This window comes from Bordetella sp. FB-8, from assembly GCF_000382185.1.
Classification (GTDB): Bacteria; Pseudomonadota; Gammaproteobacteria; order Burkholderiales; family Burkholderiaceae_B; genus Bordetella.
In genome coordinates this window covers 3,234,358-3,258,979 of sequence record NZ_KB907784.1, presented here as the reverse complement: position 1 = coordinate 3,258,979, position 24,622 = coordinate 3,234,358, and the positions used below count along the sequence as shown (strand labels likewise).

Sequence of the window (24,622 nt, the reverse complement as noted above, 5' to 3'; positions counted from 1 at the left end):
GAAATCTGTTCAACCCTGTTACGCGCCGGGTGGGCCGGGCTTGCGCGGCATGCGCCCCATGATACCGTGCTGCGCGGCCCCGGCCGGACATGCCCGCGCCACCCGCAGGCAGACGCGCGCCGCCGTCGGCATATAGACATATCCATTAAACTGCGCAGTAGCCATGAAGATCCGCTTGTCCTTACTCTTTCTGTTGTTTCCGCTTCTCATCCTCGCCTTGGCGGCGGGGGCCGTGGGCGGCTTCGTGCTTTGGGCCAGGCAGCCCGTGCACATGCCTGCGGCCAAAGTCGATTTCATCGTCGACCCTGGCAGCACGCCGCGCTCCATCGCCCGCGCGCTGCACGGCGCAGGCATTCCCATCTGGGCGCCCGGCTTCATCCTGCTGGCCCGGGTCACCGAACGCGACAAGATGCTCAAGTCGGGAGGCTACGAAGCCGTCCAGGGCGACTCGCCCTGGACGCTGCTCGAACGCATGGCGCTGGGCGAACGTTCCGAACGACAGATCACCTTCATCGAAGGCTGGACCTTCAAACAGATGCGCGCGGCATTGAACAATGCGCCGGATCTGAAGCACACCCTGGCCGGCATGAGCGACGCGCAGATCATGGCCAAGCTTGGCATCGGCATGAAGGATCCGGAGGGCCTGTTTTTTCCCAATACCTATGTCTACGATGCAGGCAGCACCGATCTGGACCTGCTGCGCCGCGCTTATGCGACCGGCCAGGACATCCTGGAGCAAGCCTGGAAGCAGCGCGCCCCCGATCTGCCCATCGCCACCCCGTACGAGGCCCTGATCCTGGCCTCGCTGATCGAGAAGGAAGTGGCCAAACCCAAGGAACGTGCCCGCGTGGCAGGGGTGTTCGTCAATCGTTTGCGCAAGGACATGCCGCTGCAGACCGACCCCTCTGTCATCTATGGCCTGGGCAGCCGCTACGACGGACACCTGCACAAGCGCGACCTGCGGCAGGACACGCCCTGGAATACCTACACGCGCCCGGGCCTGCCGCCCACGCCTATCGCCATGGCCGGCAGCGCTTCGCTCGAAGCGGCCTTGCATCCCGAGACCAACGACTATCTGTATTTCGTCGCGCGCGGTGACGGCAGCAGCGAGTTTTCCACGACCCTCGACCAGCAGAACCGCAACATCGCGCACTACATTCTGGGCCAGGGCAAGGGCGCAGAACCGCACAAGGCGGCAGCGCCGACCAAGGACCTGGAGCAAGCGAAGAGATGAGCAAGCGCGGACGCTTCATCACCCTCGAAGGCGTGGACGGCGCAGGCAAAAGCACGCACGCAGGCTGGCTGGTCGAGGCCATCCGGGCGGCCGGCCACACCGTGCTGGCCACACGCGAGCCGGGCGGCACACCCATAGGCGAAAAGCTGCGTGAACTAGTGCTGCATGAACCCATGCGGCTGCAGACCGAAACGCTGATCATGTTCGCGGCGCGCTGCGAACATCTGCACACCGTGATCGAGCCTGCCCTGGAGCGCGGCGCGTGGGTGGTCTGCGACCGGTTCACCGATGCCACCTACGCCTATCAAGGCGGCGGCCGCGAACTGGGCGCAGCGCCCGTGGCCGCACTCGAGGCCTGGATCGACGCGCCGCAGCCCGATCGCACCTGGCTGTTCGACGTGCCGCTCGAGGTCGCGCGTGCGCGCCTGGCCTGCAGCCGCGATCCCGACCGCTTCGAGCGCGAGGACGGCATTTTCTTCGAACGCGTGCGGGCGGCTTACCACGCCCGTGCGCAGGCGCATTGCCGGCGCGTGCATGTCGTCGACGGCAGCCAGCCTTTGGCTGTCGTACGTGCCCGACTCGAAGCTGAGTTGGCGGAACTGCTGGCAGGCGCCGCTTGAAATGAACCATTTCCTTCCCTGGCACCTGGACACGGCCCGCGAGTGGCTCGCCCGCCGCGAACGTTTTGCCCACGCCTGGCTGCTGCACGGCGAGGCAGGTATCGGCAAGCTGGACTTCGCCATCGCCGCGGCGGCCAGCCTGCTATGTGAAACACCGCAGGACGGCATGGCTTGCGGCCATTGCATCGCCTGCGGCTGGTTTGCCTCGGGCAACCACCCTGACCTGCGCCGCATCCGCCCCGAAGCCGTGGCGCTAGCCGAAGGCGCGCAAAATGGCGAGTTCGAGGAGACTGAGGCCCCGACGGGCGCAAGCGGCAAGCGCGCCCCGTCCAAAGATATCCGTATAGACCAGATACGTAGTCTCGAATCCTGGTTCAACACGGCCACGCATCGCGGTGGCTGGCGCGTGGCCCTGCTTTATCCCGCCCAGGCGCTCAACACCATTGCCGCTAACGCCCTGCTCAAGGTGCTGGAAGAGCCGCCGGCGCATACGGTGTTTCTGATGGTGGCCGACGCGCCCGACCGGCTGCTGCCGACGCTGGTGTCGCGCTGCCGGCGGCTGCCTCTGGCGGCCCCGTCTTCCGCGACTGCCTTGCAGTGGCTGACCGAGCAGGGCGTGAAGCAGCCGGACCAATGGCTAGCCGCTGCCGGCGGCACGCCGCTGTCGGCCCTGCGTCTTGCGCAAAAGCAGGACGAGCCTTGCCCCGGCTGGCTTGGCCAGTTGCTCGGGCCGCTCGCCCAAGGCCAGCGGCCCGATGTGGGTGCCCTGACCGAAACGCTGGAAAAGATGGCCGCCCCTGAGTGGCTGGACGCGTTGCAGCGTCTTTTTACCGACCTGATGCTGGCGGCCCATGGATTGCCGGTACGGTATTTTCTGGCGCTGGCCGACCCCACTTCCCGCACCGCGGCGCGCGTGCATTCTGCCCGCCTGGCCGATACGGCGCATTGGCTTTGCAGCCAACGTGCGCTGGCCGGCCATACGCTCAACCCCAAGCTCTTCATTCACGCTACGCTGCAACGCGTCGCGCTGGCCTTAGTCTGAACGGTTCCGCATGTACGTCGATTCCCACTGCCATCTCAATTTTCCCGATCTGAAAGACGATCTGCCCGGCGTGCTCGAGCGCATGCGCCAGAACCAGGTCACTCATGCGCTGCTGGCCAGCGTCACCATGCCTTCGTGGCCAGGCCTGATGGAAATCGTCGATGCCACGCCCAATCTCTGGGGCTCGGTTGGCGTGCACCCGGACGAACAAGACACGCCCGAGCCCGACGTGGCTGAACTGGTGAGGCTGGCGCAACACCCCAAGGTGGTGGCTATCGGTGAAACCGGGCTGGACTATTACCGCCTGAGCGAACCCCTGGACTGGCAGCGCGAGCGTTTCCGCCGCCACATCCGGGCCGCTCTCGAGGCCGGCCTGCCGCTGATCATCCATACCCGCAACTCGGCCGCCGACACCGTGCGCATTCTGGCCGAAGAGGGTGCCGAGAAAATCGGCGGCGTGATGCACTGCTTCACGGAGTCTTGGGACATCGCCCAACAGGCCATCGGCCTGAACTTCTACATCTCCATGTCGGGCATCGTCACCTTCAAAAACGCCCAAGTAGTCCACGAGGTGGCCACCCATACGCCGCTTGAGCGCCTGCTGATCGAGACAGATTCACCTTATTTGGCCCCCGTACCGCACCGGGGCAAGCTCAACGACCCGGCCAAGGTCGTGCACGTGGCCGAGAAAATCGCCGATCTCAAGGGCTTACCGCTTGCCCAGATAGCACAGCAGACATCAGAAAATTTCTTCAAATTATTCAATAAGATAAAAAGATAATTTAATCTAATATATTTAAAGTAATTTATTAAAAATTCACATGATTCGTTCTTCCGTCTTTCGCCGCTGCCTGCGCGACTTGCTGGTCACCCTGTGCATGGTCGCGCCTTTCTGGTCTGCCATGGCGGCGCAGGCTCCGCACGCGCCGCCCGATTGGTGGATCGATATCGAGAACGACCGGGTCGATGCCGTCCGCGCCGATCTTGCCCGAGGCGCCGATCCCAATCTTGAGTCCCCCAAGGGGCAGCCCGCACTCCTGGACGCGGTGGCCAGCGGCTCTTGGAAAGCCTTCGACGCGCTACTGGCCGATCCGCGTACCGACGTCAATATCGAGAACGCGCTGGGTGAAACGCCGCTCATGTACGTGGCCATTGCCGGCGACATCGCGCGTGCGCAGGCCCTGCTGGCACGGGGAGCGAGAGTCAACAAACTGGGCTGGACGCCGCTGCATTACGCGGCATCCAAGGGGCAGATCGCCATGATCAAGCTACTTCTGGCTCACGATGCCATGCCCAACGCCCCCTCGCCTGACGGCGTCACGCCGCTGATGATGGCGGCCTATGCCGACAGCCGCCAGGCCGTGCAGTTGCTGCTGACCGCGGGTGCCGATCCACTGGTGCGCGATCTCAAGCACCAGGACGCGGCCGATTGGGCAGCGCGGGGCAAGAACGATGCGCTTGCCCAGGCATTGCGTGCTCGGGTTGCGCAGCGCCTGGCGGCGCGCGCGCAGGCGGCCCAGAACGAAACCCCGCAGAACCTGCCTGCGCAAGCATCCTTGCCGCCGCCTGCGTCCCAGTCCCGGGCACCCGCCCGGGGCTGGGACGCACAGGAAGGCGTGAGGCATCGCGTCCAGGGCACGTCGAACGTGCGATTCGGCGATTGACACGCATCGAAATCCCATGCCACTGGATGGGACCGGTACGCTTGGCCTAGGTTTTGCGCATTAGGCACCATTTGCCCACATTCAGTGTTGGCGAAGGCAGACGATTGTGACCATTGCATTGGTGCCTGGCAGGCCCGAGTTGCGGCTGAGCAGCTGCAGCAAGATGATTTTCCGGTATTCGGGCCCAAGCATAGTGAAGTCGGGCAGATAGGCGGATACCGGTGCGTTCAGCCGCGCCGGTCTACGGTCTTGCAGGATGATCGTCGCCAGGGCGGCGAGCACCTTGCTCACGGAGCCGATATTGAATCGGGTGTTCGTCCCCGGCTTTAGGTTCCCCTGAACAGCCCAGCCAAAGGCCTCACGCCAGGCAGACTCAAACCCTGTGCGGTCAATCCTGCTCGCTCAGCATTTCCCGGCGCGAAATGCCAGACAAAAAACGCCGCATCGCAGCGGGACATCAATCATAGGCATGGATCTTCCTGGGACGATTAGCGGTATTGCCTGTCGGCACTCATGGACCCTTGCTTAACCATGCAGGGCCTCATAGCCGGCAAATAGCGCCGATCTGGCTCCTTCGATTCTCTTCTTTATAAGCGTCCCTATTTTATTTATATTTCCAATAAATAGGGACGCAATTTATTTTTAGGCAATAACAAGCCTAAAATTACGCACTTTTGATCATCGGAGACAACGTTCATGGCCCAAGCGCCCAATCATGCCTTGCCGTCTTACCTGGATGCCGAGCACCTCGGCCCCTGGGGCATCTATCTGCAGCAGGTCGATCGCGTCACCCCCTATCTGGGCAACCTGGCGCGCTGGGTCGAAACGCTCAAGCGGCCGAAACGGGCTCTGATCGTCGATGTGCCCATCGAGATGGATGACGGCCGCATCGCCCATTTCGAGGGCTACCGCGTACAGCACAATGTATCGCGCGGGCCGGGCAAGGGCGGTGTGCGTTTTCACCAGGACGTCACGCTCTCCGAGGTGATGGCCCTGTCGGCCTGGATGTCCATCAAGAACGCGGCGGTGAACCTGCCCTTCGGCGGCGCAAAAGGCGGCATCCGCGTCGATCCGCGCACGCTGTCCAAGTCCGAACTCGAACGCATGACGCGCCGCTACACCTCGGAAATCGGCGTCATCATCGGGCCGTCCAAGGACATTCCCGCACCTGACGTCAACACCAACTCCCAGGTCATGGCCTGGATGATGGACACGTATTCCATGAACAGTGGCTCCACCGCCACAGGCGTGGTCACTGGCAAGCCCATCTCGCTGGGCGGTAGCCTGGGACGCGTCGACGCCACCGGGCGCGGCGTGTTCGTGGTGGGCTGCGAGGCCGCCCGCGATCAGGGCGTGCCCGTGGCCGGCGCCCGCGTCATCGTGCAGGGCTTTGGCAATGTTGGGGGCACCGCGGCGCGCCTGTTCCACGAGGCGGGTGCCAAGGTCATCGCTGTGCAGGACCACACCGGCGCCATCCACAAGCCCGACGGCCTGGATGTTCCGGCCTTGCTGGTGCACGTCGCGACCCATGGTGGCGTAGGCGGTTTTGCCAATGCCCAGCCGTTGGACCCGGCCGATTTCTGGAGCGTGGAAACCGAATTTCTCATCCCCGCCGCGCTGGAAAATCAGATCAACGAAAGCAATGCCGCGAAGATCCGCGCCAAGATCGTTGTCGAAGGCGCCAACGGCCCGACCACGCCGGCCGCCGACGACATCCTGCACGACAAGGGTATCTACCTGGTGCCGGATGTGCTGGCCAATGCCGGCGGCGTCACCGTGAGCTACTTCGAATGGGTGCAGGACTTCTCCAGCTTCTTCTGGAGCGAGGACGAAATCAACCAGCGCCTGGAACGCCTGATGCGCGAGGCTTATGCGGCCATCGCCCACATGGCCCGCGAGCACAAGGTCACCTTGCGCACCGCGGCCTTCATCGTGGCTTGCTCCCGGATCCTGCAGGCACGCGAGGTTCGCGGCTTGTATCCGTAAATCAGCCCGGCAGGAACTCGGGCCGCACGAAAGTGCGGGCCGCGCTCCAGGGCAGCACGATCTCGGGCTGCCCGTAAGAGTACGGCGCGATCGTGTACGCGTCGTACTTGACGACCAACCCTTGCTCGGTCAGCGCCACATTGTCGCTTTCCACGAAAGGCCATACTTTGGCATAGCCGGCCGGGTCCACCCGATAGCCCGGATTGCTCTGCAGCCAGCGCCCATATGCCGTGCGTAAAGCCGCAAGATACCGGGCATGCTGGCCGTCGGCCAAAATATCGCTCAAGCGAATTTGTGTGTCGGCTCCGCGGCGCCACAGCAGGAAGTGGGTCGCCGGTATGGGATGGGCCGCGCCCGCGATCTGTTGCGTGGAATCCAGCTCGATGCTGATCACGCTGCCCTCCAAGCCGCGCAGCCGGGCTCTCAGCCAGGTGTGGTCGCCGTCCTGCGCAGTGCGCCAGAAATACGCCGCATAGCCGGACAGGCTGCCATAGGCACCGCTCAGGTTCTCGTCCACTCCCGTCATGCTTGAGAGCGTTTGATCCACTGCCGCGGTCAACCTGGGGAGTCCGGGAAACTTCAGGCTATCGACCGTGATCGCAGGGCAGCCTTTGCCTTGGCACCCCGGCTTGGACTGTTCCCATCGCACCGGTTCGGCACGCGCATCGCCCGACGGGGCAGGGGAGTCCGCTTCAGGGGCGGTAGCCGGAGCGACTTGGGCTGGCGGCGCCGTCGGTGATGTCGAACTGCCGACCGGTAGGCTGATGTCGTCGGCCGGCGAAGTACCGCAGCCGGCCAGCAGTCCGGCCGCCAGCACAGTCAAGGCGGCCTGGCCGACGATCCGCGCGGCTCTGCCAAACGGCTTGCCCAGATATTTCACCCCGCCTCGGCAATCGCGCGCATTTTGCTGCATGGACACGGGGTTCATCGCTTGGCGGATTGGGCCGTCTGGCCGAACAGGATCCGGCGCGAAGCCTCATCGCTCACCGAGGGCACGGTATTGATTTCCTTGGCCTTCTGATAGGCCCGCACCGTGGCCGGACGTATCGCGATCGCCTCGAACCAGCGCTGCAGATTGGGGAAATCCTCGAGTTTCTGGCCCTGGCGCTCATGCGGCACGATCCAGGGATAGCAGGCCATGTCGGCAATGGAGTAGTCGTTGCCCGCGACGAAGGGCCGGTCCGCCAGGCGATGATCGAGCACTCCGTAAAGGCGATTGGTTTCCTTGACGTAGCGCTCTATGGCGTAGGGAATGGGTTCGGGCGCGTAGCCTGAGAAATGATGGTTTTGCCCGGCCATGGGACCCAAGCCACCTATCTGCCAGAACAGCCACTCCAGCACCTGGACGCGGCCGCGCACATCGGAAGGAATAAACCGGCCAGTCTTCTCGGCAAGATACAGCAGGATGGCGCCCGATTCGAATATCGAAATCGGCTCGCCGCCTGCGTCGGGTGACTGGTCGACGATGGCCGGGATGCGATTGTTGGGGGCTATCTTCAGAAACTCGGGCAGAAATTGCTCACCCTTGCCGATATTGATCGGATAGATGGTGTAGGGCAGTCCGGTTTCTTCGAGAAAGAGGGTGATCTTGTGGCCGTTGGGCGTAGTCCAGTAGTAAAGGTCGATCATTGCTGCGATCCTGCTGCGTGTAAAAGTGGCAAGGGATGGCAAGGCCGTCGAAGCCAGCCCGAAATGGCCTTATGAATAGTCGTACATCATACCGGCTTGTCCTGCCCCAGTACCGATTCGATGTCCGGTCGCAGGGACTGCGGCGTATCGGCGGGCGCATAGCGTCTAATGAGCCGGCCGTCGCGGCCCACCAGAAATTTGGTGAAATTCCATTTGATCGCCTCGGTGCCCAGCACGCCGGGTTTCTGCGACTTGAGCCAGCGATAGAGCGGATGCGCGTTGGCGCCGTTGACCTCGATCTTGGCGAACATGGGGAAGTTCACGCCATATCGGGTCTCGCAGAAGCGGAGTATTTCGGCCTCGTCGCCCGGCTCCTGGCGGCCGAATTGATTGCAGGGAAAGCCCAGCACAGCGAAACCGAGGTCGGCGTAATCGCGCTGCAGTGCTTGCAGTCCTTCGTATTGCGAAGTGAAGCCGCAATGCGAGGCCACGTTAACCACCAGCAGCACCTGTCCGGCATAGTCTGCGAGGCTGCGTTCCTTGCCATCGATGGCAAGGACTGAAAAATCATGGATGGTCTTCAAGATATATTGCTCCCAGCCGTCCTTCGGCCCATGACTTGTATGTGCCTTTATACCGGCAAAAGAAACGGGCCGTCATGTCTGCAATGACGGCCCGTGCGATGCAAAGCTAGCGTTTTAGTTCAGTCGGGACCCGCCAAGCACGAAACGGCCCATGCCCGACACCAGCAGGGACAGGGCGCTGAACAGGTACATGAACTGCAGCTCCAGGGCATAGCCGCCGGTCTGGGGGTTGGCGCTAAAGAGTTGGCTGGTATGCACCAGCATCAAGGCCACCAGCATATTGATGACAATGATCAGCGCGCCGAACCGTCCGAGTATGCCCAGGATGATCATCAGCGGCGCGACGACTTCGCCGATGTAGACCAGATAGCCGATAGCGCCCGGCAGCCCGTGCTTGACCAGCATGTCAGCGACGAAACCGACCCCGTGCTGCAGCTTCCAGGTGCCGTGGAACAGGATGAGCAGGCCCAGGACCAGGCGCAGTATCAGTTTGCCGCCGTCTTCATATTTAGCAAGCATGGTGGATTGCCTCTCGATAGATTGGAAAAGCGCGCATTATGGGCAAACTATCCCTGCGCATATAGCCTCGCGGACGGAACAATCCGTCCCAGGTCCATGCCATGCGCGCCGCGCGGCTTACTTTGTGGACGTGGCCGCCGTGCCATCGGTGGATGGCGCGGCGCTGGTGTCCGTCGCCGCTGCAGCCGAGGAGGCAGGTGCCGCCGACGCGGGAGAGGGGGCCGACGCTGGGGCGGCAGGCGCCGGCTCGTCCTTGGGAACGGGCGTCGGCGCTTGCGTCTGGACCTTGGGGGCGGGAGCGGGCGTGGGAATGCCGGTGTTTTCGGGCGTCAGCGGTACGGTGGGGGTGATCGGCGCCGGCGGTTGGGCCGGCACCGCGGGTTTTTTGCTCGGGGCCTGAGGCTGTTCGAGCTGGGCCACGGCCAGGTATTGGTGCAGCAGGTCAAAGAAGCCGCTGTAGAACTGCGGCCGCGTCACCGTTACCGAGCTGGTTTTGACCAGCGCGTCGTCAGAGGACATGAAAGGCAGCGACACGCTGCCCAGGATGCTTACGCCCACGCTGGCTGCCGTCGTGGACTTCTTGAGCGAAAAGCTGTCCTGAATCGCGTTGGCAAATACCTGCGAATCGTTCGGACCGCTGCTATCGGGCGCGCAGTTGACGTTGAAGGTGATCTGCGTATTGCGCCCTTCGCTATCGACGAAATTCTTGTGGCCGCTGACCGTATCGCCGGTGGATTTGTCGATGCTGTAGCCCTGGCTGAGCAGGGCGCGGCGACCGGCGTCGCAGGCCACCCGGTAGCTGGCTTTGACCGAGCGCGAATAGGTCTGGTTCTGTATGAAATTTTCCTGCTCGTAGGCCGCGTTATTGGGGCTGGACCCGCAAGCGGTGAGAAGAAAAGCCAGCGAGGCGAGCGAAACGGAAACTCGGAACATGTCGATTCGATATAGGGGGATGCACTGCGGCAAGTTGGTTAATTTACCAAGTTTCCATAGCTTGTTGGCCAGGAGCCGTACGCTCTATGTATCATGTTTTCCATGAACGCCCATGGTTCATCTTCCGAGCACTACGATCCAGTTCGACTCTACGGTCCGGACTGCGCTTCGCTATTGGCCCGGCTGCATCAAGCCATGCAGGCGCGCGCCGCGGATATTGCGGCGTTTTTCCATCAACGTACCGGGCAGGATGCGATTTTGCGCGACCTCCTGCCGCAGATGCTGTCCGGGCAGGAACTGGAGCAATTCAAGTCCTGCCGAAGCGGTGCGCTGCTCGAACTGGCCGCGCCCGATCTCACGCCCGAGCGTCACCGCGATGAAGCCTTGCGCCTGGGACACTTGTACACGCGGCTCGGCCTTCCGCAGCTGGACCTGATGCTGGGGCAGGAAATTCTGTACTTGGCTGTCGGACACTGTGTCGATGCGCATGAGCACGCCCAGGCATTGGCCATTGTGACCCAGCGCCTCATGCGCACCCTGGCCTGGCAGGCTGAGGCCTACCAGCGCAAACAGACCCTGCGGCAGAATCTGCTGCAGGACATCACCCGGCTGGTGTGGGAAACTAGCAACTATACCGATCTGATCGCCCAGACCGCCGAAATCCTGATCCGACACGACAGCCTGGCCGGTTGCTCCTTCGTCAAACCCGACGAGCAGGGCATTTTTCATTACGAATATATCGCCGGCACACCCGAGGTCAGGCGATGTCTGATCGAGATCGACGCTCAGAACAGGATGCCCGGCGCCTATGGCGAAGGCCCCCATGAGCTAGGCACGATGGGCCGCGCCTGGTACAGCACCCGCACCGAATGCAGCCTGAATGTCGAACTCGATCCGCACATGCGCCGTTGGCAGCCGTTTTTCGCCCGGCACGCCGCCATCCGCTCGATCATCGCGATTCCGCTCTGCCGTGCCGACGACATCCCCATTGCCGTGCTGTGCTTGTATGGCAGATATCCCGGCGGCCTTATTTCGGCGGACCAGAAAGCGTTCGTCGAACAGTTGCAAACCCTGCTGCTGTTCGCCTGCTCGCGCTTGCTCACGCTGTCCGGCCCGATTCCAGGCATGTCGTACAACGCGCGCCGGCGCTGGGCCGCACTCATCCAGGAAGGCAAGGGATTGCGCATGTACTACCAGCCGGTGGTCGAACTGGCCACGGGGAAACCGCTGGGCATCTATGCCCTGGCCCATCTGCAGGACGGCGATCAACTACTGCCCCCGTCCACGGTTCAGCCGCTGCTGTCCTCCGACGAATTTTTCGCGCTCTATAGCCTGGGCATCAATCAGGCCATGGTCGACCGGGAGTCCTGGCGGCGTGCCGGGCTGGGCGACCGCCGCCTGGGTATCAATCTGCGTTACAAAGCGCTGGCCGATTCGCGTTACTTGCGCGAGATACACGCCGCCATGGCACGGCACGACTGTCCCGCGCACCGGCTGACGCTGCACATTCTCGATCTGGCCGAATCCTCCGACGGACTGGATACGGCCGCCGCCAAGACCCTGACGCAAATCAGGGAGATGGGAATCCACATCACCGCGGACGACCTCGGGGCAGGGCACAGCAGCCTGGACCGCCTGCGCCAGTTGCCGTTCGACACCATCAAGATCGATCACAGCATTGTTTGGCTGGTCGACAAGGATCCGACCAGCGTGCTGTTCTTCATCCATCGCCTGACCCGCCTGGGCCATACCCTGGGCAAGAGGGTCATAGTCGAGGGCGTGGACAGTGTCGACATGCTTGAGGCCGTCGCCATACTCGATGCCGATGCCGTCCAGGGTCGGGCAGTCTGCCCGTTGCTGCCGGCCGAGCAAATGATGGGGTGGCTCGATAAGACGACTGTGCTGGCCTTGCCTTTGCACAAGCGTCCGCGCAGCAAGCTGGCCAAGCTGGCCAGCTTGCTGCTATGGGAGGAACGCCTACATCTCACGCTGGAAAATACGGCCGACATTCCCGCCGTCTCGGCGCAGAACCCGTCATTGGGGCCGCCGCTGCCTTTTCTGGCGGCGCGCTCGCAGCGGCGCCGGCTCTTCATGGCGGCGCGCAATCATGGCTTGCACAGCGACAGCTACCGCGCCGCGCGGCGACACTTCATCGCGCAGTTGTTTCGTGAGGAAAGCCTTATTTCTTGAGCGGGGCAGGTTTGCCCCGGCGCCATTCGTCGCGCCAGAGCAGCCCCCCCCCCACCAGGGTCATCGCCGCCAGCGCGAACCAGGTAAGTAAATAGCTCAAGTGGTTGTTGGGAAAATGCACCCGGGTCAATCCCGGGACCGGCACCGTCTTGGGATCGGGCGGCACACCCGGGCCGCCTTGCATATCGATGAAATAGGGCGCCACGGCCCCTAGTCCGCGCTTGGCGGCTATACCCTGCAGATCGCGGGTATACCAGAAGTCAATGGCAGGTTCGTTGTGGCGCAAGAAAGCGCCCTTGGGTTCATCCATGCGCATCAGCCCGACCACCTTGACCGGACCCGAGGCTTGCTCGGGACTTGCCTGCTTGCGCCATTCGGGCAGAACGAATCCTCGATTGACCATGACCAGCTCGCCGTCGTCGCGCCGCAGCGGCGTCAGCACCCAATAGCCGCTGCCGAAGTCGGTAACGGCCTGCACCAGGGTTTGCTTATCGTACAAAAATGTACCGCTGGCGTACACATGCAGATATTCGTCGGCCGCCGCGTTTACAGCGCGCCACTGTGGCCGCCGTGGCGCCCGAACGGCCGGCTGGTGCACCCGGCTGTGCACCTTGGCGATCAAGTCCAGCTTCCAGGCGCGGCGATGGATCTGCCAGACGCCAAGAGAATAGAACAGGGAGAAGAACAGCAGCGAAATCAGGACGATGACGGCCAGGCGCAGCGGCCGCGGCCGAAGGGAAGAATCGGGAGATGCGTTCAAGGTTAATTCCTAGGAGCGGCAATGGAATGTCGGCTGCCCGGTGATCTGCGTTCCAGGCAGCAGGTAGCCGCGCCATCGTGGTCCGGCGTGTCAAGGCAGATGTCTTCCTCGACCTGCACCGTCGCATGCGCAATGCTAAAGCGCACGGCCAGGCGGCGCTGTACGGCACTGACGGCATCACGCGCCGCTACGCCGGCGACGGGCAGAACATGCAAAGTCACCATGTGCTGCTCGCCCGTGATGGACCAGGCATGGATGTGATGGGCATCGCGGATCTCGGGCACATGGGCTTCGAGATCGGTCTTGATGTCGGCCAGGCTGACACCCACCGGCGTGCCCTCGAGCAGGATGTGGGCCGAGGACTTGACGATGCCCCAGGCGCTCTTGAGGATGATGACCGCCACTACGATGGACAGAATGGGATCGATGGGCGTCCAGCCAGTAAAAAGAATGACCAGCGCAGCCACAATGGCGGCCACCGAGCCCAACATGTCGCCCATCACATGCAGCCAGGCACCCCGCATATTGAGGTTTTCCCGATTGCCGCCATGCAACACCATGAAAGCCACGATATTGGCAGCCAGTCCGGCGCAGGCGACCAAAAGCATGGTCTTGCCGACCACGGGCACAGGCGCGGCGAAACGGCTGATCGCCTCGATCACGATCCAGGCCGCAATGGCGAAGAGGGCGCAGCCGTTGACGAAAGCGGCCAGAACCTCGAGCCGCTTGTAGCCGTATGACAGACGCATGGTGGCCGGCCGCTTACCGTACTGGATCGCCATCCAGCTGAAACCCAGCGCCGCCGTATCGCTGAGCATGTGGCCGGCATCGGCCAGCAGTGCCAGCGACCCGGAGATCAGTCCTCCGGCGATCTCCACCACCATGAACACCGCAATGACGACAAAGGCCCAGCCTATGCGGTACTGGTCCGTCACGCCGTGCAGGTGATCGTGGCCGGCATGGCCGTGATCGTGGGCATGATCATGATGTTCATGGCCATGATGGTCGTGTTCGTCGTGGGCATGATGGTGGTCGTGGCCGGCCATGAAAGTGTCCGCTGAAATGGATTTGTCAGCCCTATCTTACAAAAGGCCGACTATGAAATCATGAATAGGCCCGGCGCCAGCGCGGATACGCGCTGCGCCGACAGGACAATCCCGGCTGCCGCCGTGAGCATCGGCCGCGTCCGGCAGAACGGGTGCAGGCAGGATTATTTTGCCGCCATCGGATTCGGCGTGGGCTCGGCGATCTTGCTGAGCGTGTTGCGGTCGGTGTGATGAAAGGGCTCCGACTGCCCGCGTATCATCATCACGGTGTCCTGCTCGTAGGACCAGGTTCCGTCCGGATTGATCGTCACATGGATGCGGAACTCGACGGTTTTGAAAGCATGTTCGAGAAACGGATTCGAACAGATGCCGAAGGTTTCGGCGCCGCGCGTGGCCACAAGTTCGAATTGCCTGGCATCCGCGGTCGCGGTGCCCCCCGCCATTGCGGTCTGGCCGCGCGGGATGGTCAAGGTATGGATGATCGCGCCGGTCGCCGGCTCCCAGAGCCAGTAGCCGACCTGATCGTGATAGGTCTTGACCTGGTCGGGCTTGACCATATGCGTGTGATAGCGCAGGCCGTAAAAGAGTTGTGGCCCGTTGGTCTGGGGGTCGATGGGCTGCAGCTCGATGCGTTCGACGAAGGCCTGCTTTCTGGGGCCGTCGACCTTGGGCTTGACGTCCAGCCCACGCGTGCCCTCCCATATGCCGGCCATGCCCGACAGCGGGCCGAGATTTTTCAGCGTGTCGAAATCGAGATCGGAAGGTTCGGTGTAGATGTCGGCGGAGAATTCGCTCATGACTTGGTCTCGTGAAGAAGTGGATACGCGTCGCATGCGTCACATGCCGCGCAAAAGCGCGGGCAGTTCAGCATACATGGCGTCGCGGGTGCGGCTGCCGCAGGCACCGGGCATTTTCCTGTCGTCCTAAACCAGCCGTCCTGGATCGTATGCTTTTCCACGATATCCAGCGTCATGTCCATGGCATGCGCGCTGACCGGCGGCCGCCGGTTCACCCGCCGGGACAAAAAAGCGATCTGTTCTTGCGGCGAAATCGTGCGCGACGAGGCGATCCATGCCCGATCCAGGCCGTTGTGCTTTCCCGGGTCGCCGGAGAAATCCGCTTTGCCGTAGCCGAATTTCACCGCGTAGTCGTGCAGCGTCTTGGGGCCGAGCGCATGCGTGATCTGCTGGGAGTACCAGACGACCGAGTACTTGAGCCAGCGCACAGGTTCGGTGGGGTGCCGCCAGGGCGCACCGCCCCAATCCACATAGCCCTGCTTGAAGGGCTGCACAGGATCGTGTTGATTCTTGAGCAAACCCGCGTCGTAGCTCATCACGGCGAGCGCGATCTTGGCGGTCGCGGCGGGCGTCTCGCGCATCGCGCAATCGCCTTGTTCGAGCAGCGTCCTGCCCGTCGCGGCGTCCGCGGCGATGGTGCAGACCGTCCTGGCCTGAGTCTGGTGCGCAAAGCCGATCAAAATTGCCGCGATAACGGGAAAAAACGCGCGCACAGGCATGCCCTCAGGCCTGCATGCCGAGCGTGACCGCTCCCGCGCCGAGCAGCACTGCGCCACCGGTATAGCCAAAGCGCCGCTGCGCCGCCGCGCTGGTCAGACGGCTCGAAAGCCGTCTGGCCGCCAGGGCGTACAGGGCCGCATTGGCGGACGCCAACAAGACGAAGGTCGGCAGCAGAATGGCGCACTGGGATACGAAGCCACGATCCGCCGAGATGAACTGCGGCACGAAGGCCACGAAAAAAACGATGCTCTTGGGATTGAGCGCGGTCACAGTCCAAGCCGAGACGAAGCGCCGGCGTGCGGATTTGCGCTGCACCGCCAATGCGGCTTGCGCCGCATCGCCGCGCAGGCGCCGCGCGCTCAATATGGACTTCGCCCCCAGATAGACCAGATACGTTCCGCCGATGAGCTTGAGCACGGTGAAGGCCGCGGCCGACGCCGCGAGCAGGGCGCCCGCGCCGGCAAGCGAAATCGACATCGAAGTCGTGTCCCCGGCGGCAACGCCCGCGATCGTGCTCCAGGCCGATCGCCCGCGATTGGCAAGCGTATCCCCGATGACCAGTAGTATGGTCGGGCCAGGTATCAACAGCAGGATGATGCTCGCGCCAGCGAAGGCGAGCCAAGTATGAAGAGGCATTCTTGATTTCTGAATAGAGACAAACTTTGCAAGTTATTCATGAAATCCACGGGAGGTCAAATGGCGAGATATCGGAATCCATTTCTATAATTCAATGAACGTTGTATCATTGACTTATGAATGATGCTCAAGCCATTCCCGCTCTCTACGCGCCCGGTCGGTCGGCGCCCACCCAGCAGGAAGAGGTGTATCCGCTCGCTGGCCACGCTGGAGCGAAAGGGCAGGCCGTGCTCAACATTCTGCCCAAGTCTGAGCAGGGCGCGTTCTCCAAGGAAAACGGACCAATCGTGGTGACCGGCGGCGGTCGTCGTGCATAACCGGATCGACTTGCCCAACATCGCCAATACGATCTTTGGCGCTATCAATCCAGTGCGGCTTTGGTTGCCCGAACGGCGGGCAGAACACCGGCCGCGGATCCTGCTTCTTTACGGTTCGGTGCGTAATCGCTCTTATAGCCGGCTGCTGACCCAAGAGGCCGCGCTCCTTCTGGAGGCAATGGGGGGAGAGGCTCGAATTTTTGATCCCTCGGGCCTGCCACTGCCAGATGATGCCCCAGAGACGCACCCCAAGGTGCAGGAACTGCGTGAACTGGTGCAATGGTCCGAAGGTATGGTGTGGACCTCGCCCGAACGCCACGGCGCCATGACCGGCATCATGAAGGCGCAAATCGACTGGATACCCTTGTCGATCGGCGCCATACGGCCCACACAAGGCAAGACGCTGGCGGTCATGGAGGTTTCTGGCGGCTCACAGTCCTTCAATGCAGTCAACCAGATGCGCGTGCTAGGCCGTTGGATGCGCATGCTGACGATCCCCAACCAATCGTCCGTACCCAAGGCTTTTCTGGAATTTGATGAAGCAGGGCGTATGAAACCCTCCAGCTACTATGACCGCCTGGTCGATGTGATGGAGGAGTTGATGAAGTTCACGTTTCTCACGCGTGATATCGGCGCCTATTTGGTCGATCGCTACAGCGAGCGCAAGGAAAGCGCCGAGCAGCTCTCCCAGCGCGTCAATCAGCGTTCGATCTGACTGCGTTGCATCCATTTTGAGAATTGCAACGCATATACAGGTGGCCGGTTGATGTCCGATTTTATGATGTTCCCGCAAGCACATGAATTCCACTTCAGCCTGCGCGTGGCTGATCTCGCAGCGAGCACGAACTTTTACGGTTCCCTGTTGAGCACGTTCGGTTTGCGCACAGGGAGCCGCTGATGTCCGACACACCGACCAGAATGACCTTCGATGTCACTGCGCGCCGTATTGATGGCCACGGCAGCCGTGCGCATTGCAAGAACGCAGACATCGTCCTGGATACTGACCTGTCTGGACGTACGGACGCACTCAATCCGGCCGAGTTGCTTCTGGCTGCGTTGGCGGCCTGCATGATCAAGGGGATTGAACGGGTGACTCCAATCCTGAATTTCAAGCTGCGGGGCGTGCAGGTTCATGTGCAGGGTGTGCGGCAGGACGTGCCGCCTCGGATGGAATCGATCCGCTACGAAATCGTGATCGATACCGACGAGAGCGACCATCGTCTGGACTTGTTGCACGATAATGTGAAGAAATATGGCACGGTGTTCAACACCGTTGCGCCCGGCACGGCGTTGAACGGAGTGTTGCGCCGTCGTAGCTGAACCGCATCGTCCAGCTTGATGGGTTCGATCCCCGGCGTTGCGTCGCCGAGATGGGGTGGGGGAGGACGGTCACAGTCCGATCCCGAGCGCGCAAAGGCTTGACCTGTGGGTTTCTTGCGGCTATTGCTGCACGCCGCAACGACGACGTTGGACAAAATGGCCGCCCCCAGGAGGAGGGGCGCAGCCAAGCGCTTGATCTGCGTCAACGCCCGCTCGAACGATTCCGCCTAATTTCCCGATTGAGCAGTTTTCTCTGCTTCAAGCGGGGGCGCGAGACATATGACCGGACACAACATTCCATTGTGCAAAATCATGGGAATTTCCATTGGCCTGGATTATTCCTGGTTCGTCGTTTTCGCGCTGCTGACCTGGTCGCTGGCGGAAGGCTATTTTCCCGCCGACTATCCGCAATCGACGCCGGTCCTGTATTGGGCGGCCGGGGCGATGACGGCTGTCATGGTCTTCGCGAGCGTGTTGCTGCATGAGCTGGGGCATTCCGCTGTTGCCTTGCGCTACAGGATTTCCGTGCGCAGCATCACGCTGTTTATTTTCGGGGGCGTCGCACAAATCGATGCCCAGCCGCCTAATGCCCTCGCGGAATTCTTCATTGCGATCGCAGGCCCTCTGGTGAGCCTGGCCCTGGCGGTCGTTTTTTTCATCGCGCAGCCTTTGCTCGCAGGGGCGGGGCCGCTGCCCGGCATGGCAGGTTATCTTGCCTACCTCAACCTCTCCTTAGCCCTGTTCAACCTGATTCCCGGTTACCCGCTCGACGGAGGGCGCGTGCTGCGTGCCATCGTCTGGGCAGCGACCCGCAGCTTGCAGCGCGCGACGCTCATCGCCGCAAACGTGGGCCGCTTCTTTGGCCTGTTGTTCATTTTTCTAGGCGTGCTTCAGGTCCTGCACGGCAACGTGGGAACGGGACTGTGGGTCGCCTTCATCGGCTGGTTCCTCGACAGCGCCGCGCATGCGCAAGTCGTGCAGGTGCGTGTGCAGGACATGATGGCAGGCCACAGCGTGGCACAGGCTATGAATACGCATTGCGCCACCATCCCGGCCGATATGGCGCTGCAGGAACTGGTGGACAGGTTTGTTTTGGCCAACGGGCAGCGCAGCTTTCTCGTCGAACGTGACGGCCGGATAGTGGGATTGGCGACTTTGCACCAGATCAAGGCCGTGCCCACGCAGCAATGGGCGGCAACGCGCGTGGATCAGGCAATGCTCTCCTTGGAAAAAGCAAAGTGCATCGAAGCCGAAGCCGAACTCTGCACAGCGCTTCAAGTCATGGATCGCAACGGCGTCAATCAGTTGCCGGTCACCCGCGACCGTCACGTCGTGGGAATGCTCAACCGGGAAGACATCATCACATTCCTGCGCACGGTCTTCGAATTCAAAGCGCGCGGGCCATCGACGCGGTGAAGCAAGAATGCCGCTGCGCTAGGCTGCCCTGGGATTTGCGCCGTCGAAATTGCCGATCAGGTCTGTTGGCAGTTGCGCCACGGCGAAGGCGACCGTCTCCTGGATCAGGTCTGAATCCAGCTCTGGAGTCAGGTCGGCAGGTCTACCCACGCTGCCCGTCGGGGCCGCCTGCAGGCCGTCGGCACTCGCGGTCAATTTGAATTCGGTGCCGCAGTTGCGGCAATAGAGCAACTGGCCGCTGGCGCTGCGCCGGCTCAGCACCAGCGTCGGTCCACATGCGGGGCATTGCTGCAGAGGAATGCCGTCGGCACTATGACCCATCACATGCTGCAATGCGCCGCGCTCTCCCAACCGGATCAACGCGTCGGCGCTTTGCGCGTCGAACTGGGTGCCGCTTTCGCTGCGGATGATGGCCAGCGCTTTTTCAAGCGGCATCCCACTGCGGTAGGGCCGGTGGCTGGTCATGGCGTCAAAGGCGTCGCAGACACCGATAATCCGCGCCATTTGCGGGATATCGCTCCCGCTCAAGCCCAAGGGGTAACCTTTCCCGTCGGGGCGCTCGTGGTGCAGCCGCACGGCGTCAAGCACGAGTTCGGCCAAAGGGTGTCCCGCCAGCATGCGTGCGCCCATGGACGGATGCGTCTTGATGACGGCATACTCCTCCTCGGTCAGCCGATCCGGTTTGCGCAGCACGGCATCCGGGACTCCGATCTTGCCCAGATCGTGCAGAAAACCGCCTAGACCAATGCGCGCGACATGTGCGGGCGCCAGATCGAGCGCCTCGGCCATCATTTGAGCATAGCGTGAAACCCGCCACAAATGCCCGCCGGTATAAGGGTCTCGGGCCTCGACGAACCATGCCATCGCTAGCAGGCTGGCCAGCAACTGGCCCTGTCCGGCCGTATCCGTGGATAGGGCGCGTGGAGCGGCCGCTGAGTGCGCAGCCCGCCATTTGGTGAACCTATCAAAGAGTTGCATGGCGGGACTCCTATCCGATCTTTTGCAGAGATTCAACGCAGGCATCCTACCAAACTCGATTGCCCATGCCAGCGCAAGGCACCAGGCGCTGCACCACTTTGTGGCCAAGGCAGAGTGGTCCACGACGAGATGCTCAGGCGGGTGTGCCAGTGGGTGATCCCGAAGATGGACTTCACGGGCGGGGGCTGGTGGGTCATCGATGACACAGGTTTTCCCAAGAAAAGCCGTCATTCCGTGGGCGTGACCCGCCAGTACTGTGGCGTCCTGGGCAAACAAGACAACTGCCAGGTGGCTGTGAGTATCTCGCTGGCAAGCACCCAGGCCAGCCTGCCCGTGGCTTGGCAGCTTTACCTGCCCGAGGACTGGGCAGCAGCAGGCCTGGCTCGTGGCAGGCGCGCCCAAGCACTGCGTGCTGGCCGATGCGGGTTAGGGCGTGGACAACGCCTTTCGCCAGGCGCTCTTTGACATGGGATTGGCCTATGCCGTGGGGGACCACTGATAGGCTGATGATTCCAGAGGAAGACGCTTGCCCTAATAGAAATACTTAGGCGGATACGAGGCGAGTCAGCAGTGCTCGTGTCCGTATTTTCTCTTGAAAATGCAAGTGTCCGGTGATTCTCTTGAATAGACGGGGAAACACTCCATAAAAAACGCCCGAGTCTTTTACTTTACATAATATACATTATGCGAATATTTAATCTGGCTTGTCTTCGTCGCCATCCTCAAACCGTCATGCAGCACCGCAACTTCGTGAGCGATCCGTGTGCCTTCCCCATGCCGCCATGACGGCATAGCAAAATTGACTGAGCAGCAGCGGAATCAGACTGCATCCAGCGATGATGCCCCACATGGCCCCGGTCGGAGATACAAGATGCAAGGCATTGGCGATCAGCGGCCAGTACAGCGGTATGATGAGCAAAGCACCGCACAGGCCAAGAGCCCCCCAGACCCACGGGTTGCGGGTGACTTCATTGACGAAAACGCCGGAACGGCTGTCGCGCATATCGAAAACATGCCATAGTTGGGCAAAAGCGATGGTCAGAAAGGTGGTGGTGACTACGGCATCGCTTTGCCGGTCGGCCGATAGCGCCAAGCCCAGCGCCACGAAGGTTGCCATCGTCATCAGCGCGCTCTGCAGCACAATGGCCGCCCAGCGCCGAGGACCGAGAATAGGTTCCTTCGGGCTGCGCGGCGGCCGTCCCAGGATATCGCGCACGCCATCGCCCATTGCCAGTGCGAAAGCGGGAAAAACGTCGGTGACGAGATTCAGGTACAGGATCTGCAGCGGCAGGATCGGCAACGGCAACGCAGCAGCTATCGCAATGCCGACGACCAGCACTTCGGACAGATTGCAGGACAGGAGATAGACCGCAACGCGACGAATGTTATCGAAGATGATGCGCCCTTCCCTTATCGCCTTGACGATGGTGGGAAAGGCATCATCAAGCAAAATCATTGCCGCTGCCTGGCGCGCGACGTCGGTACCCCGCAAGCCCATCGCTACGCCGATATCGGCCTTCTTTAGCGCAGGCGCGTCATTCACGCCGTCGCCAGTCATTGCGACGATTTCGCCGGCTTTCTGGTATGCGTCAACAATGGCCAGCTTCTCCGCCGGGCTCACGCGCGCGAAAATGCCGAAGCGCCTGAGTTCGTGCGCGGGCCTGGAGAGAACATGCGCGATATCGAAGCCTTCCGCAACTTCCGTGTCCCCGAGTCCGACCGCGTGACCGATGCTGCGCGCCGTGACCGCATGATCACCCGTCACCATCACGACGCGGATGCCGGCATATCCGCAATCCCGTATCGCCTGGGGAACGTCGGCTCGCGCCGGGTCTTGCAAGCCGATAAGTCCTGTGAAGACAAGATCGCGATAAGGCTTGCTATCTGCCGACGCTTCAGTTTTGAAGGCGCCCGCCAGCACGCGCAGGCCACGCCGCCCCAGCGCGGCGATTCGTTCCGTCCATCTCCGTCGCGCAGCGTCGTCCATCGGGACCATGCCGTCGGCTGAGAGCACATGCGTACATCCGGCCAGCACTTGCTCCGGCGCTCCCTTTATTGCGTAAAAATGGCCGTCTCCGTGCCGATGCACGGTTGCCATCATCTTGCTGGCGTTGTCGAAGGCATGCTTGCATGCGATCGGATATCCCGCGAGCAGCGCCTGACGGGTCAAACCGTTCGCGCTGCCAGCCAGCAATAGCGCAATTTCCATTGGGTCGCCGCTTTGCGCCACCTCGCCGTAGCCAAGCGATGCGTCGTTGCAGAGTACGGCAACCTTCAGCAGACATTGCGCAAGCTCGCCGCGGGCAACCTCCTTGCCCTGCGCCATCTCCATCTCTCCTGACTCAACCCACAACCGGCGTACCGTCATCTTGTTCTCGGTCAGCGTGCCGGTCTTGTCGGTCAGGATCACGGTGGTGGCGCCCAATGTCTCGACCGCCGAGAGGCGCTCTATGAGCGCATTCTGGTGTGCCATGCGCCACATCCCGCGCGCGAGTGCCAAGGTCGCGACGATCGGCAGCCCTTCGGGTATGGCCGCCACGGCTAGCGCCAGCGCAGCTTCCACCACCAGGAATCCGCTTTGGCCCGTTGCCAATCCAATCGCGGCGATAACTGCGGCCAAAGCCACGACCGCCCATATGAGCTGGCTGGACAATCGTGCCAGCTTGCGTTCGAGCGGCGATTTTTCAGGTTTAGCTTCTTGGATTAATCGGGCAATATGGCCGATTTCAGTATGCGAGCCTGTGGCCACGACCGCACCAATGGCACTACCGCGTGTAACGGATCCCCCCTTGAACAGCATCGATCTGCGGTCGGCGATCCGCGCATCCTGCGCCACGGATTCGGGTGATTTCTCCACGGGCATGGATTCGCCTGTGAAGGTCGATTCGTCGGAGGCAATTTGTGCGCTTTCGACGATGCGCAGGTCTGCGGCAATTGCATCCCCGGCCTCCACGAGCACAATGTCGCCCGGCACGAGCTCTTCGCTCGCGAGTATGCGCCTGTGTCCGCCGCGGCGTACCCGGGCGTAATTTCGGCCGAGCGCACGCAAGGCCTCGATCGATCGTGACGCCCTGAATTCAGTTAAGAAGCCGACAAGCGTATTGAGCAGCAGCACAACACCGATCGCCACGCTCTCCTCGGTCTCCCCGAACCAGAGCGCGAGCGCGGCTGCTCCGACGAGTAAATAAATGCAAGGACTCTGCAACTGATGCAGAACCATGACCAGGGCGCTTGTTCCCCTGCGAGTAGCGATCGTGTTCGACCCGAATCGAGCGCGCCGCTCGGCTGCTTCCTGCTCGGAAAGACCGTGCTCCAGATCGACCTGCAGAGCGCGAAGTACGTCTTTCGTTGGCAATGAATGGGCGATCAACGCAATCCGTCCAGCTTCATGCGCGAAATGGTTGCTCGTCGACATGGCAGGGTTCAGCAGGCTCGATAAGAGTTTCTCACGTCAAGTCACGCAAGATGTTCGTAATGCTAAGCGCTTATTCCACTCTCGCATTGATTTGGATCATCAAGACTGCCGAAGGTCGATACGGTGGTGCAACGCGAGCGTTCATGGCCTACAAATAGTTGATAGAAATCAATACTTGGCCGGATCGCCCCACTAATGTCATTCCATGAGCATTCAGGAGCCGCCGTCATGGCCATTCGAGATAACCTTGTGGAAAAGGTTTCAGCCATTGGCTCGGAAAAGTTGGTCCATCTTGGCCGCGGCCCTGCTCATCCTTATCGGCTGCTGGTTAGTCCTGCACCCTTTCATGCCGGCCGTTCTGTATTCGTCCGCCATTGCCATGTCGACGTGGCCGCTGCACCGCCGGCTGCTCCAATGGCTCCAGGGCAGGAAAAATATCGCCAGCCTGACCAGCTCTGCCTGATCATCGCGCTGCTGGTGATTGCGCCAACGGTTTACCTTGGCGATGTCGCTGCGTGACGCGCTGGCATGGCTGCTTGAGCTAATCGAGGCTTGGCGAAATTCTGCGCTGAACGATGCGGCGGCCTGATCTGGGCATATCCCTTTGTTCGGGGAATTGATAAGGCGCTGGCTCGATGGCGCGGCCACCGGCGACAACCATTTTGGTTCGCCCGCCCTCGCAAAGCCTGCTAGACGCGTTGCTCTGGGCGGGCGCCAGAGCGTTTGGAAGCGACCTGCTGCAAATACTGCTTGCGGCGTTCTTGCTGTTGTTCTTCCACCGTGACGGCGAACCCGGCTGGGCGCTATTCATGGCGG

26 protein-coding genes and 1 pseudogene are annotated in these 24,622 nt (G+C 61.8%); 13 read left to right on the top strand and 14 right to left on the bottom strand.

Annotation, left to right across the window (positions count from 1 at the left end; all coding sequences use genetic code 11):
• Positions 1-18: 18 nt before the first annotated feature.
• Complete coding sequence (locus H143_RS22530) at positions 19-165, bottom strand: hypothetical protein (RefSeq protein ID WP_019939195.1); 147 nt, start codon at positions 163-165, stop codon at positions 19-21.
• Between H143_RS22530 and mltG the strand changes: the two genes are divergently transcribed.
• From mltG to H143_RS20885, 5 genes are read left to right on the top strand one after another with little or no spacing between them, the layout of a single operon-like run.
• The gene (mltG, locus tag H143_RS0115585; RefSeq protein WP_019939194.1) at positions 164-1,234 is read left to right on the top strand and encodes an endolytic transglycosylase MltG; all 1,071 of its coding nucleotides are present in this window, start codon (positions 164-166) and stop codon (positions 1,232-1,234) included. The two genes, H143_RS22530 and mltG, sit on opposite strands and share 2 nt — an antisense overlap.
• Entirely contained in the window at positions 1,231-1,854 is a 624-nt protein-coding gene (tmk, locus tag H143_RS0115580; RefSeq protein WP_019939193.1) for a dTMP kinase, read from the top strand. Before mltG ends, tmk begins: the two co-directional genes overlap by 4 nt.
• 1 nt (position 1,855) lies before the next feature.
• On the top strand, positions 1,856-2,896 hold the full coding sequence (gene holB / locus H143_RS0115575; protein ID WP_019939192.1) for a DNA polymerase III subunit delta': 1,041 nt from the start codon (positions 1,856-1,858) through the stop codon (positions 2,894-2,896).
• A 10-nt stretch (positions 2,897-2,906) separates the two neighbouring features.
• Entirely contained in the window at positions 2,907-3,677 is a 771-nt protein-coding gene (locus H143_RS0115570) for a TatD family hydrolase (RefSeq protein WP_019939191.1), read from the top strand.
• Between the two features lie 40 nt (positions 3,678-3,717).
• On the top strand, positions 3,718-4,560 hold the full coding sequence (locus H143_RS20885) for an ankyrin repeat domain-containing protein (protein ID WP_019939190.1): 843 nt from the start codon (positions 3,718-3,720) through the stop codon (positions 4,558-4,560).
• Between the two features lie 81 nt (positions 4,561-4,641).
• On the opposite strand, the gene H143_RS0115560 is transcribed toward H143_RS20885, so the two are convergent.
• Positions 4,642-4,953: a serine hydrolase domain-containing protein gene (locus H143_RS0115560; RefSeq protein ID WP_081627069.1), complete on the bottom strand. Its 312-nt coding sequence runs from the start codon at positions 4,951-4,953 to the stop codon at positions 4,642-4,644.
• A gap of 303 nt (positions 4,954-5,256) precedes the next feature.
• Between H143_RS0115560 and H143_RS0115555 the strand changes: the two genes are divergently transcribed.
• Entirely contained in the window at positions 5,257-6,546 is a 1,290-nt protein-coding gene (locus tag H143_RS0115555; protein WP_019939188.1) for a Glu/Leu/Phe/Val dehydrogenase, read from the top strand.
• A 1-nt stretch (position 6,547) separates the two neighbouring features.
• Here the strand turns inward: H143_RS0115555 and H143_RS0115550 are convergent, their stop codons facing one another.
• The 5 genes from H143_RS0115550 to H143_RS23190 form a co-directional block, all read right to left on the bottom strand.
• Complete coding sequence (locus H143_RS0115550) at positions 6,548-7,474, bottom strand: DUF3298 domain-containing protein (protein WP_019939187.1); 927 nt, start codon at positions 7,472-7,474, stop codon at positions 6,548-6,550.
• Positions 7,471-8,175 (bottom strand): glutathione binding-like protein, encoded by a 705-nt coding sequence (locus tag H143_RS0115545; protein WP_019939186.1) that lies wholly within the window; start codon positions 8,173-8,175, stop codon positions 7,471-7,473. Before H143_RS0115545 ends, H143_RS0115550 begins: the two co-directional genes overlap by 4 nt.
• 86 nt (positions 8,176-8,261) lie before the next feature.
• Complete coding sequence (locus H143_RS0115540; protein WP_019939185.1) at positions 8,262-8,759, bottom strand: glutathione peroxidase; 498 nt, start codon at positions 8,757-8,759, stop codon at positions 8,262-8,264.
• A 114-nt stretch (positions 8,760-8,873) separates the two neighbouring features.
• Positions 8,874-9,278 (bottom strand): DoxX family protein, encoded by a 405-nt coding sequence (locus tag H143_RS0115535; RefSeq protein ID WP_019939184.1) that lies wholly within the window; start codon positions 9,276-9,278, stop codon positions 8,874-8,876.
• Between the two features lie 117 nt (positions 9,279-9,395).
• The gene (locus H143_RS23190; RefSeq protein ID WP_019939183.1) at positions 9,396-10,211 is read right to left on the bottom strand and encodes a DUF2242 domain-containing protein; all 816 of its coding nucleotides are present in this window, start codon (positions 10,209-10,211) and stop codon (positions 9,396-9,398) included.
• Between the two features lie 93 nt (positions 10,212-10,304).
• Between H143_RS23190 and H143_RS20875 the strand changes: the two genes are divergently transcribed.
• Positions 10,305-12,401 carry an EAL domain-containing protein gene (locus H143_RS20875; protein WP_081627068.1) on the top strand — a complete coding sequence of 699 codons (2,097 nt, stop codon included), beginning with the start codon at positions 10,305-10,307 and terminating at the stop codon, positions 12,399-12,401.
• Here the strand turns inward: H143_RS20875 and H143_RS0115520 are convergent.
• The 5 genes from H143_RS0115520 to H143_RS0115500 all read right to left on the bottom strand — a co-directional run bounded on the left by H143_RS0115520 (position 12,391) and on the right by H143_RS0115500 (position 16,360).
• The gene (locus H143_RS0115520) at positions 12,391-13,161 is read right to left on the bottom strand and encodes an SURF1 family protein (protein ID WP_019939181.1); all 771 of its coding nucleotides are present in this window, start codon (positions 13,159-13,161) and stop codon (positions 12,391-12,393) included. The two genes, H143_RS20875 and H143_RS0115520, sit on opposite strands and share 11 nt — an antisense overlap.
• A gap of 2 nt (positions 13,162-13,163) precedes the next feature.
• Positions 13,164-14,207 carry a cation diffusion facilitator family transporter gene (locus tag H143_RS20870; protein WP_081627067.1) on the bottom strand — a complete coding sequence of 348 codons (1,044 nt, stop codon included), beginning with the start codon at positions 14,205-14,207 and terminating at the stop codon, positions 13,164-13,166.
• Positions 14,208-14,371: 164 nt separating this feature from the next.
• On the bottom strand, positions 14,372-15,004 hold the full coding sequence (locus H143_RS0115510) for an FABP family protein (protein ID WP_019939178.1): 633 nt from the start codon (positions 15,002-15,004) through the stop codon (positions 14,372-14,374).
• Complete coding sequence (locus tag H143_RS21430; protein ID WP_051094431.1) at positions 15,001-15,723, bottom strand: penicillin-binding transpeptidase domain-containing protein; 723 nt, start codon at positions 15,721-15,723, stop codon at positions 15,001-15,003. Before H143_RS21430 ends, H143_RS0115510 begins: the two co-directional genes overlap by 4 nt.
• Before the next feature lie 4 nt (positions 15,724-15,727).
• Positions 15,728-16,360 (bottom strand): LysE family translocator, encoded by a 633-nt coding sequence (locus tag H143_RS0115500; protein WP_019939177.1) that lies wholly within the window; start codon positions 16,358-16,360, stop codon positions 15,728-15,730.
• A gap of 116 nt (positions 16,361-16,476) precedes the next feature.
• Between H143_RS0115500 and H143_RS0115495 the strand changes: the two genes are divergently transcribed.
• The 4 genes from H143_RS0115495 to H143_RS20860 all read left to right on the top strand — a co-directional run bounded on the left by H143_RS0115495 (position 16,477) and on the right by H143_RS20860 (position 19,413).
• Positions 16,477-16,677, top strand: a complete 201-nt coding sequence (locus tag H143_RS0115495; RefSeq protein ID WP_019939176.1) for a hypothetical protein — start codon at positions 16,477-16,479, stop codon at positions 16,675-16,677.
• A gap of 19 nt (positions 16,678-16,696) precedes the next feature.
• The gene (arsH, locus tag H143_RS0115490; protein WP_155803665.1) at positions 16,697-17,392 is read left to right on the top strand and encodes an arsenical resistance protein ArsH; all 696 of its coding nucleotides are present in this window, start codon (positions 16,697-16,699) and stop codon (positions 17,390-17,392) included.
• Positions 17,393-17,574: 182 nt separating this feature from the next.
• Positions 17,575-17,997, top strand: coding sequence for an OsmC family protein (locus H143_RS0115480; protein ID WP_019939173.1), 423 nt, complete (start codon positions 17,575-17,577; stop codon positions 17,995-17,997).
• Between the two features lie 312 nt (positions 17,998-18,309).
• Positions 18,310-19,413: a site-2 protease family protein gene (locus H143_RS20860; RefSeq protein ID WP_019939172.1), complete on the top strand. Its 1,104-nt coding sequence runs from the start codon at positions 18,310-18,312 to the stop codon at positions 19,411-19,413.
• A gap of 18 nt (positions 19,414-19,431) precedes the next feature.
• Here the strand turns inward: H143_RS20860 and H143_RS20855 are convergent, their stop codons facing one another.
• Complete coding sequence (locus H143_RS20855) at positions 19,432-20,391, bottom strand: HD domain-containing phosphohydrolase (RefSeq protein WP_155803411.1); 960 nt, start codon at positions 20,389-20,391, stop codon at positions 19,432-19,434.
• Positions 20,392-20,461: 70 nt separating this feature from the next.
• Here H143_RS20855 and H143_RS0115465 point away from each other — a divergent pair.
• Positions 20,462-20,881: pseudogene (locus H143_RS0115465) on the top strand (transposase); the annotation flags it as partial.
• A gap of 240 nt (positions 20,882-21,121) precedes the next feature.
• Here the strand turns inward: H143_RS0115465 and H143_RS0115460 are convergent.
• Positions 21,122-23,806, bottom strand: a complete 2,685-nt coding sequence (locus H143_RS0115460) for a cation-transporting P-type ATPase (protein ID WP_051094427.1) — start codon at positions 23,804-23,806, stop codon at positions 21,122-21,124.
• 228 nt (positions 23,807-24,034) lie between these two features.
• Here H143_RS0115460 and H143_RS0115455 point away from each other — a divergent pair, with 228 nt between their 5' ends.
• Positions 24,035-24,325, top strand: a complete 291-nt coding sequence (locus H143_RS0115455) for a hypothetical protein (RefSeq protein WP_155803410.1) — start codon at positions 24,035-24,037, stop codon at positions 24,323-24,325.
• Positions 24,326-24,622 lie beyond the last annotated feature (297 nt).

What these genes read in the sequence shown, in the direction of transcription:
- H143_RS0115555 (WP_019939188.1), top strand. Translation starts at nt 5,257, where the DNA reads ATGGCCCAAGCGCCCAATCATGCCTTGCCGTCTTACCTGGATGCCGAG.
- H143_RS0115460 (WP_051094427.1), bottom strand. Translation starts at nt 23,806, where the DNA reads ATGTCGACGAGCAACCATTTCGCGCATGAAGCTGGACGGATTGCGTTG.
- H143_RS20860 (WP_019939172.1), top strand. Translation starts at nt 18,310, where the DNA reads ATGGGAATTTCCATTGGCCTGGATTATTCCTGGTTCGTCGTTTTCGCG.
- H143_RS0115535 (WP_019939184.1), bottom strand. Translation starts at nt 9,278, where the DNA reads ATGCTTGCTAAATATGAAGACGGCGGCAAACTGATACTGCGCCTGGTC.
- H143_RS0115545 (WP_019939186.1), bottom strand. Translation starts at nt 8,175, where the DNA reads ATGATCGACCTTTACTACTGGACTACGCCCAACGGCCACAAGATCACC.
- H143_RS23190 (WP_019939183.1), bottom strand. Translation starts at nt 10,211, where the DNA reads ATGTTCCGAGTTTCCGTTTCGCTCGCCTCGCTGGCTTTTCTTCTCACC.
- H143_RS22530 (WP_019939195.1), bottom strand. Translation starts at nt 165, where the DNA reads ATGGCTACTGCGCAGTTTAATGGATATGTCTATATGCCGACGGCGGCG.
- H143_RS0115500 (WP_019939177.1), bottom strand. Translation starts at nt 16,360, where the DNA reads ATGCCTCTTCATACTTGGCTCGCCTTCGCTGGCGCGAGCATCATCCTG.
- H143_RS20885 (WP_019939190.1), top strand. Translation starts at nt 3,718, where the DNA reads ATGATTCGTTCTTCCGTCTTTCGCCGCTGCCTGCGCGACTTGCTGGTC.
- H143_RS20870 (WP_081627067.1), bottom strand. Translation starts at nt 14,207, where the DNA reads ATGGCCGGCCACGACCACCATCATGCCCACGACGAACACGACCATCAT.
- H143_RS0115510 (WP_019939178.1), bottom strand. Translation starts at nt 15,004, where the DNA reads ATGAGCGAATTCTCCGCCGACATCTACACCGAACCTTCCGATCTCGAT.
- H143_RS0115570 (WP_019939191.1), top strand. Translation starts at nt 2,907, where the DNA reads ATGTACGTCGATTCCCACTGCCATCTCAATTTTCCCGATCTGAAAGAC.
- H143_RS0115480 (WP_019939173.1), top strand. Translation starts at nt 17,575, where the DNA reads ATGTCCGACACACCGACCAGAATGACCTTCGATGTCACTGCGCGCCGT.
- H143_RS21430 (WP_051094431.1), bottom strand. Translation starts at nt 15,723, where the DNA reads ATGCCTGTGCGCGCGTTTTTTCCCGTTATCGCGGCAATTTTGATCGGC.
- H143_RS20875 (WP_081627068.1), top strand. Translation starts at nt 10,305, where the DNA reads ATGTTTTCCATGAACGCCCATGGTTCATCTTCCGAGCACTACGATCCA.
- holB (WP_019939192.1), top strand. Translation starts at nt 1,856, where the DNA reads ATGAACCATTTCCTTCCCTGGCACCTGGACACGGCCCGCGAGTGGCTC.
- tmk (WP_019939193.1), top strand. Translation starts at nt 1,231, where the DNA reads ATGAGCAAGCGCGGACGCTTCATCACCCTCGAAGGCGTGGACGGCGCA.
- H143_RS0115550 (WP_019939187.1), bottom strand. Translation starts at nt 7,474, where the DNA reads ATGAACCCCGTGTCCATGCAGCAAAATGCGCGCGATTGCCGAGGCGGG.
- H143_RS0115495 (WP_019939176.1), top strand. Translation starts at nt 16,477, where the DNA reads ATGAATGATGCTCAAGCCATTCCCGCTCTCTACGCGCCCGGTCGGTCG.
- mltG (WP_019939194.1), top strand. Translation starts at nt 164, where the DNA reads ATGAAGATCCGCTTGTCCTTACTCTTTCTGTTGTTTCCGCTTCTCATC.
- H143_RS0115455 (WP_155803410.1), top strand. Translation starts at nt 24,035, where the DNA reads ATGGCCATTCGAGATAACCTTGTGGAAAAGGTTTCAGCCATTGGCTCG.
- H143_RS20855 (WP_155803411.1), bottom strand. Translation starts at nt 20,391, where the DNA reads ATGCAACTCTTTGATAGGTTCACCAAATGGCGGGCTGCGCACTCAGCG.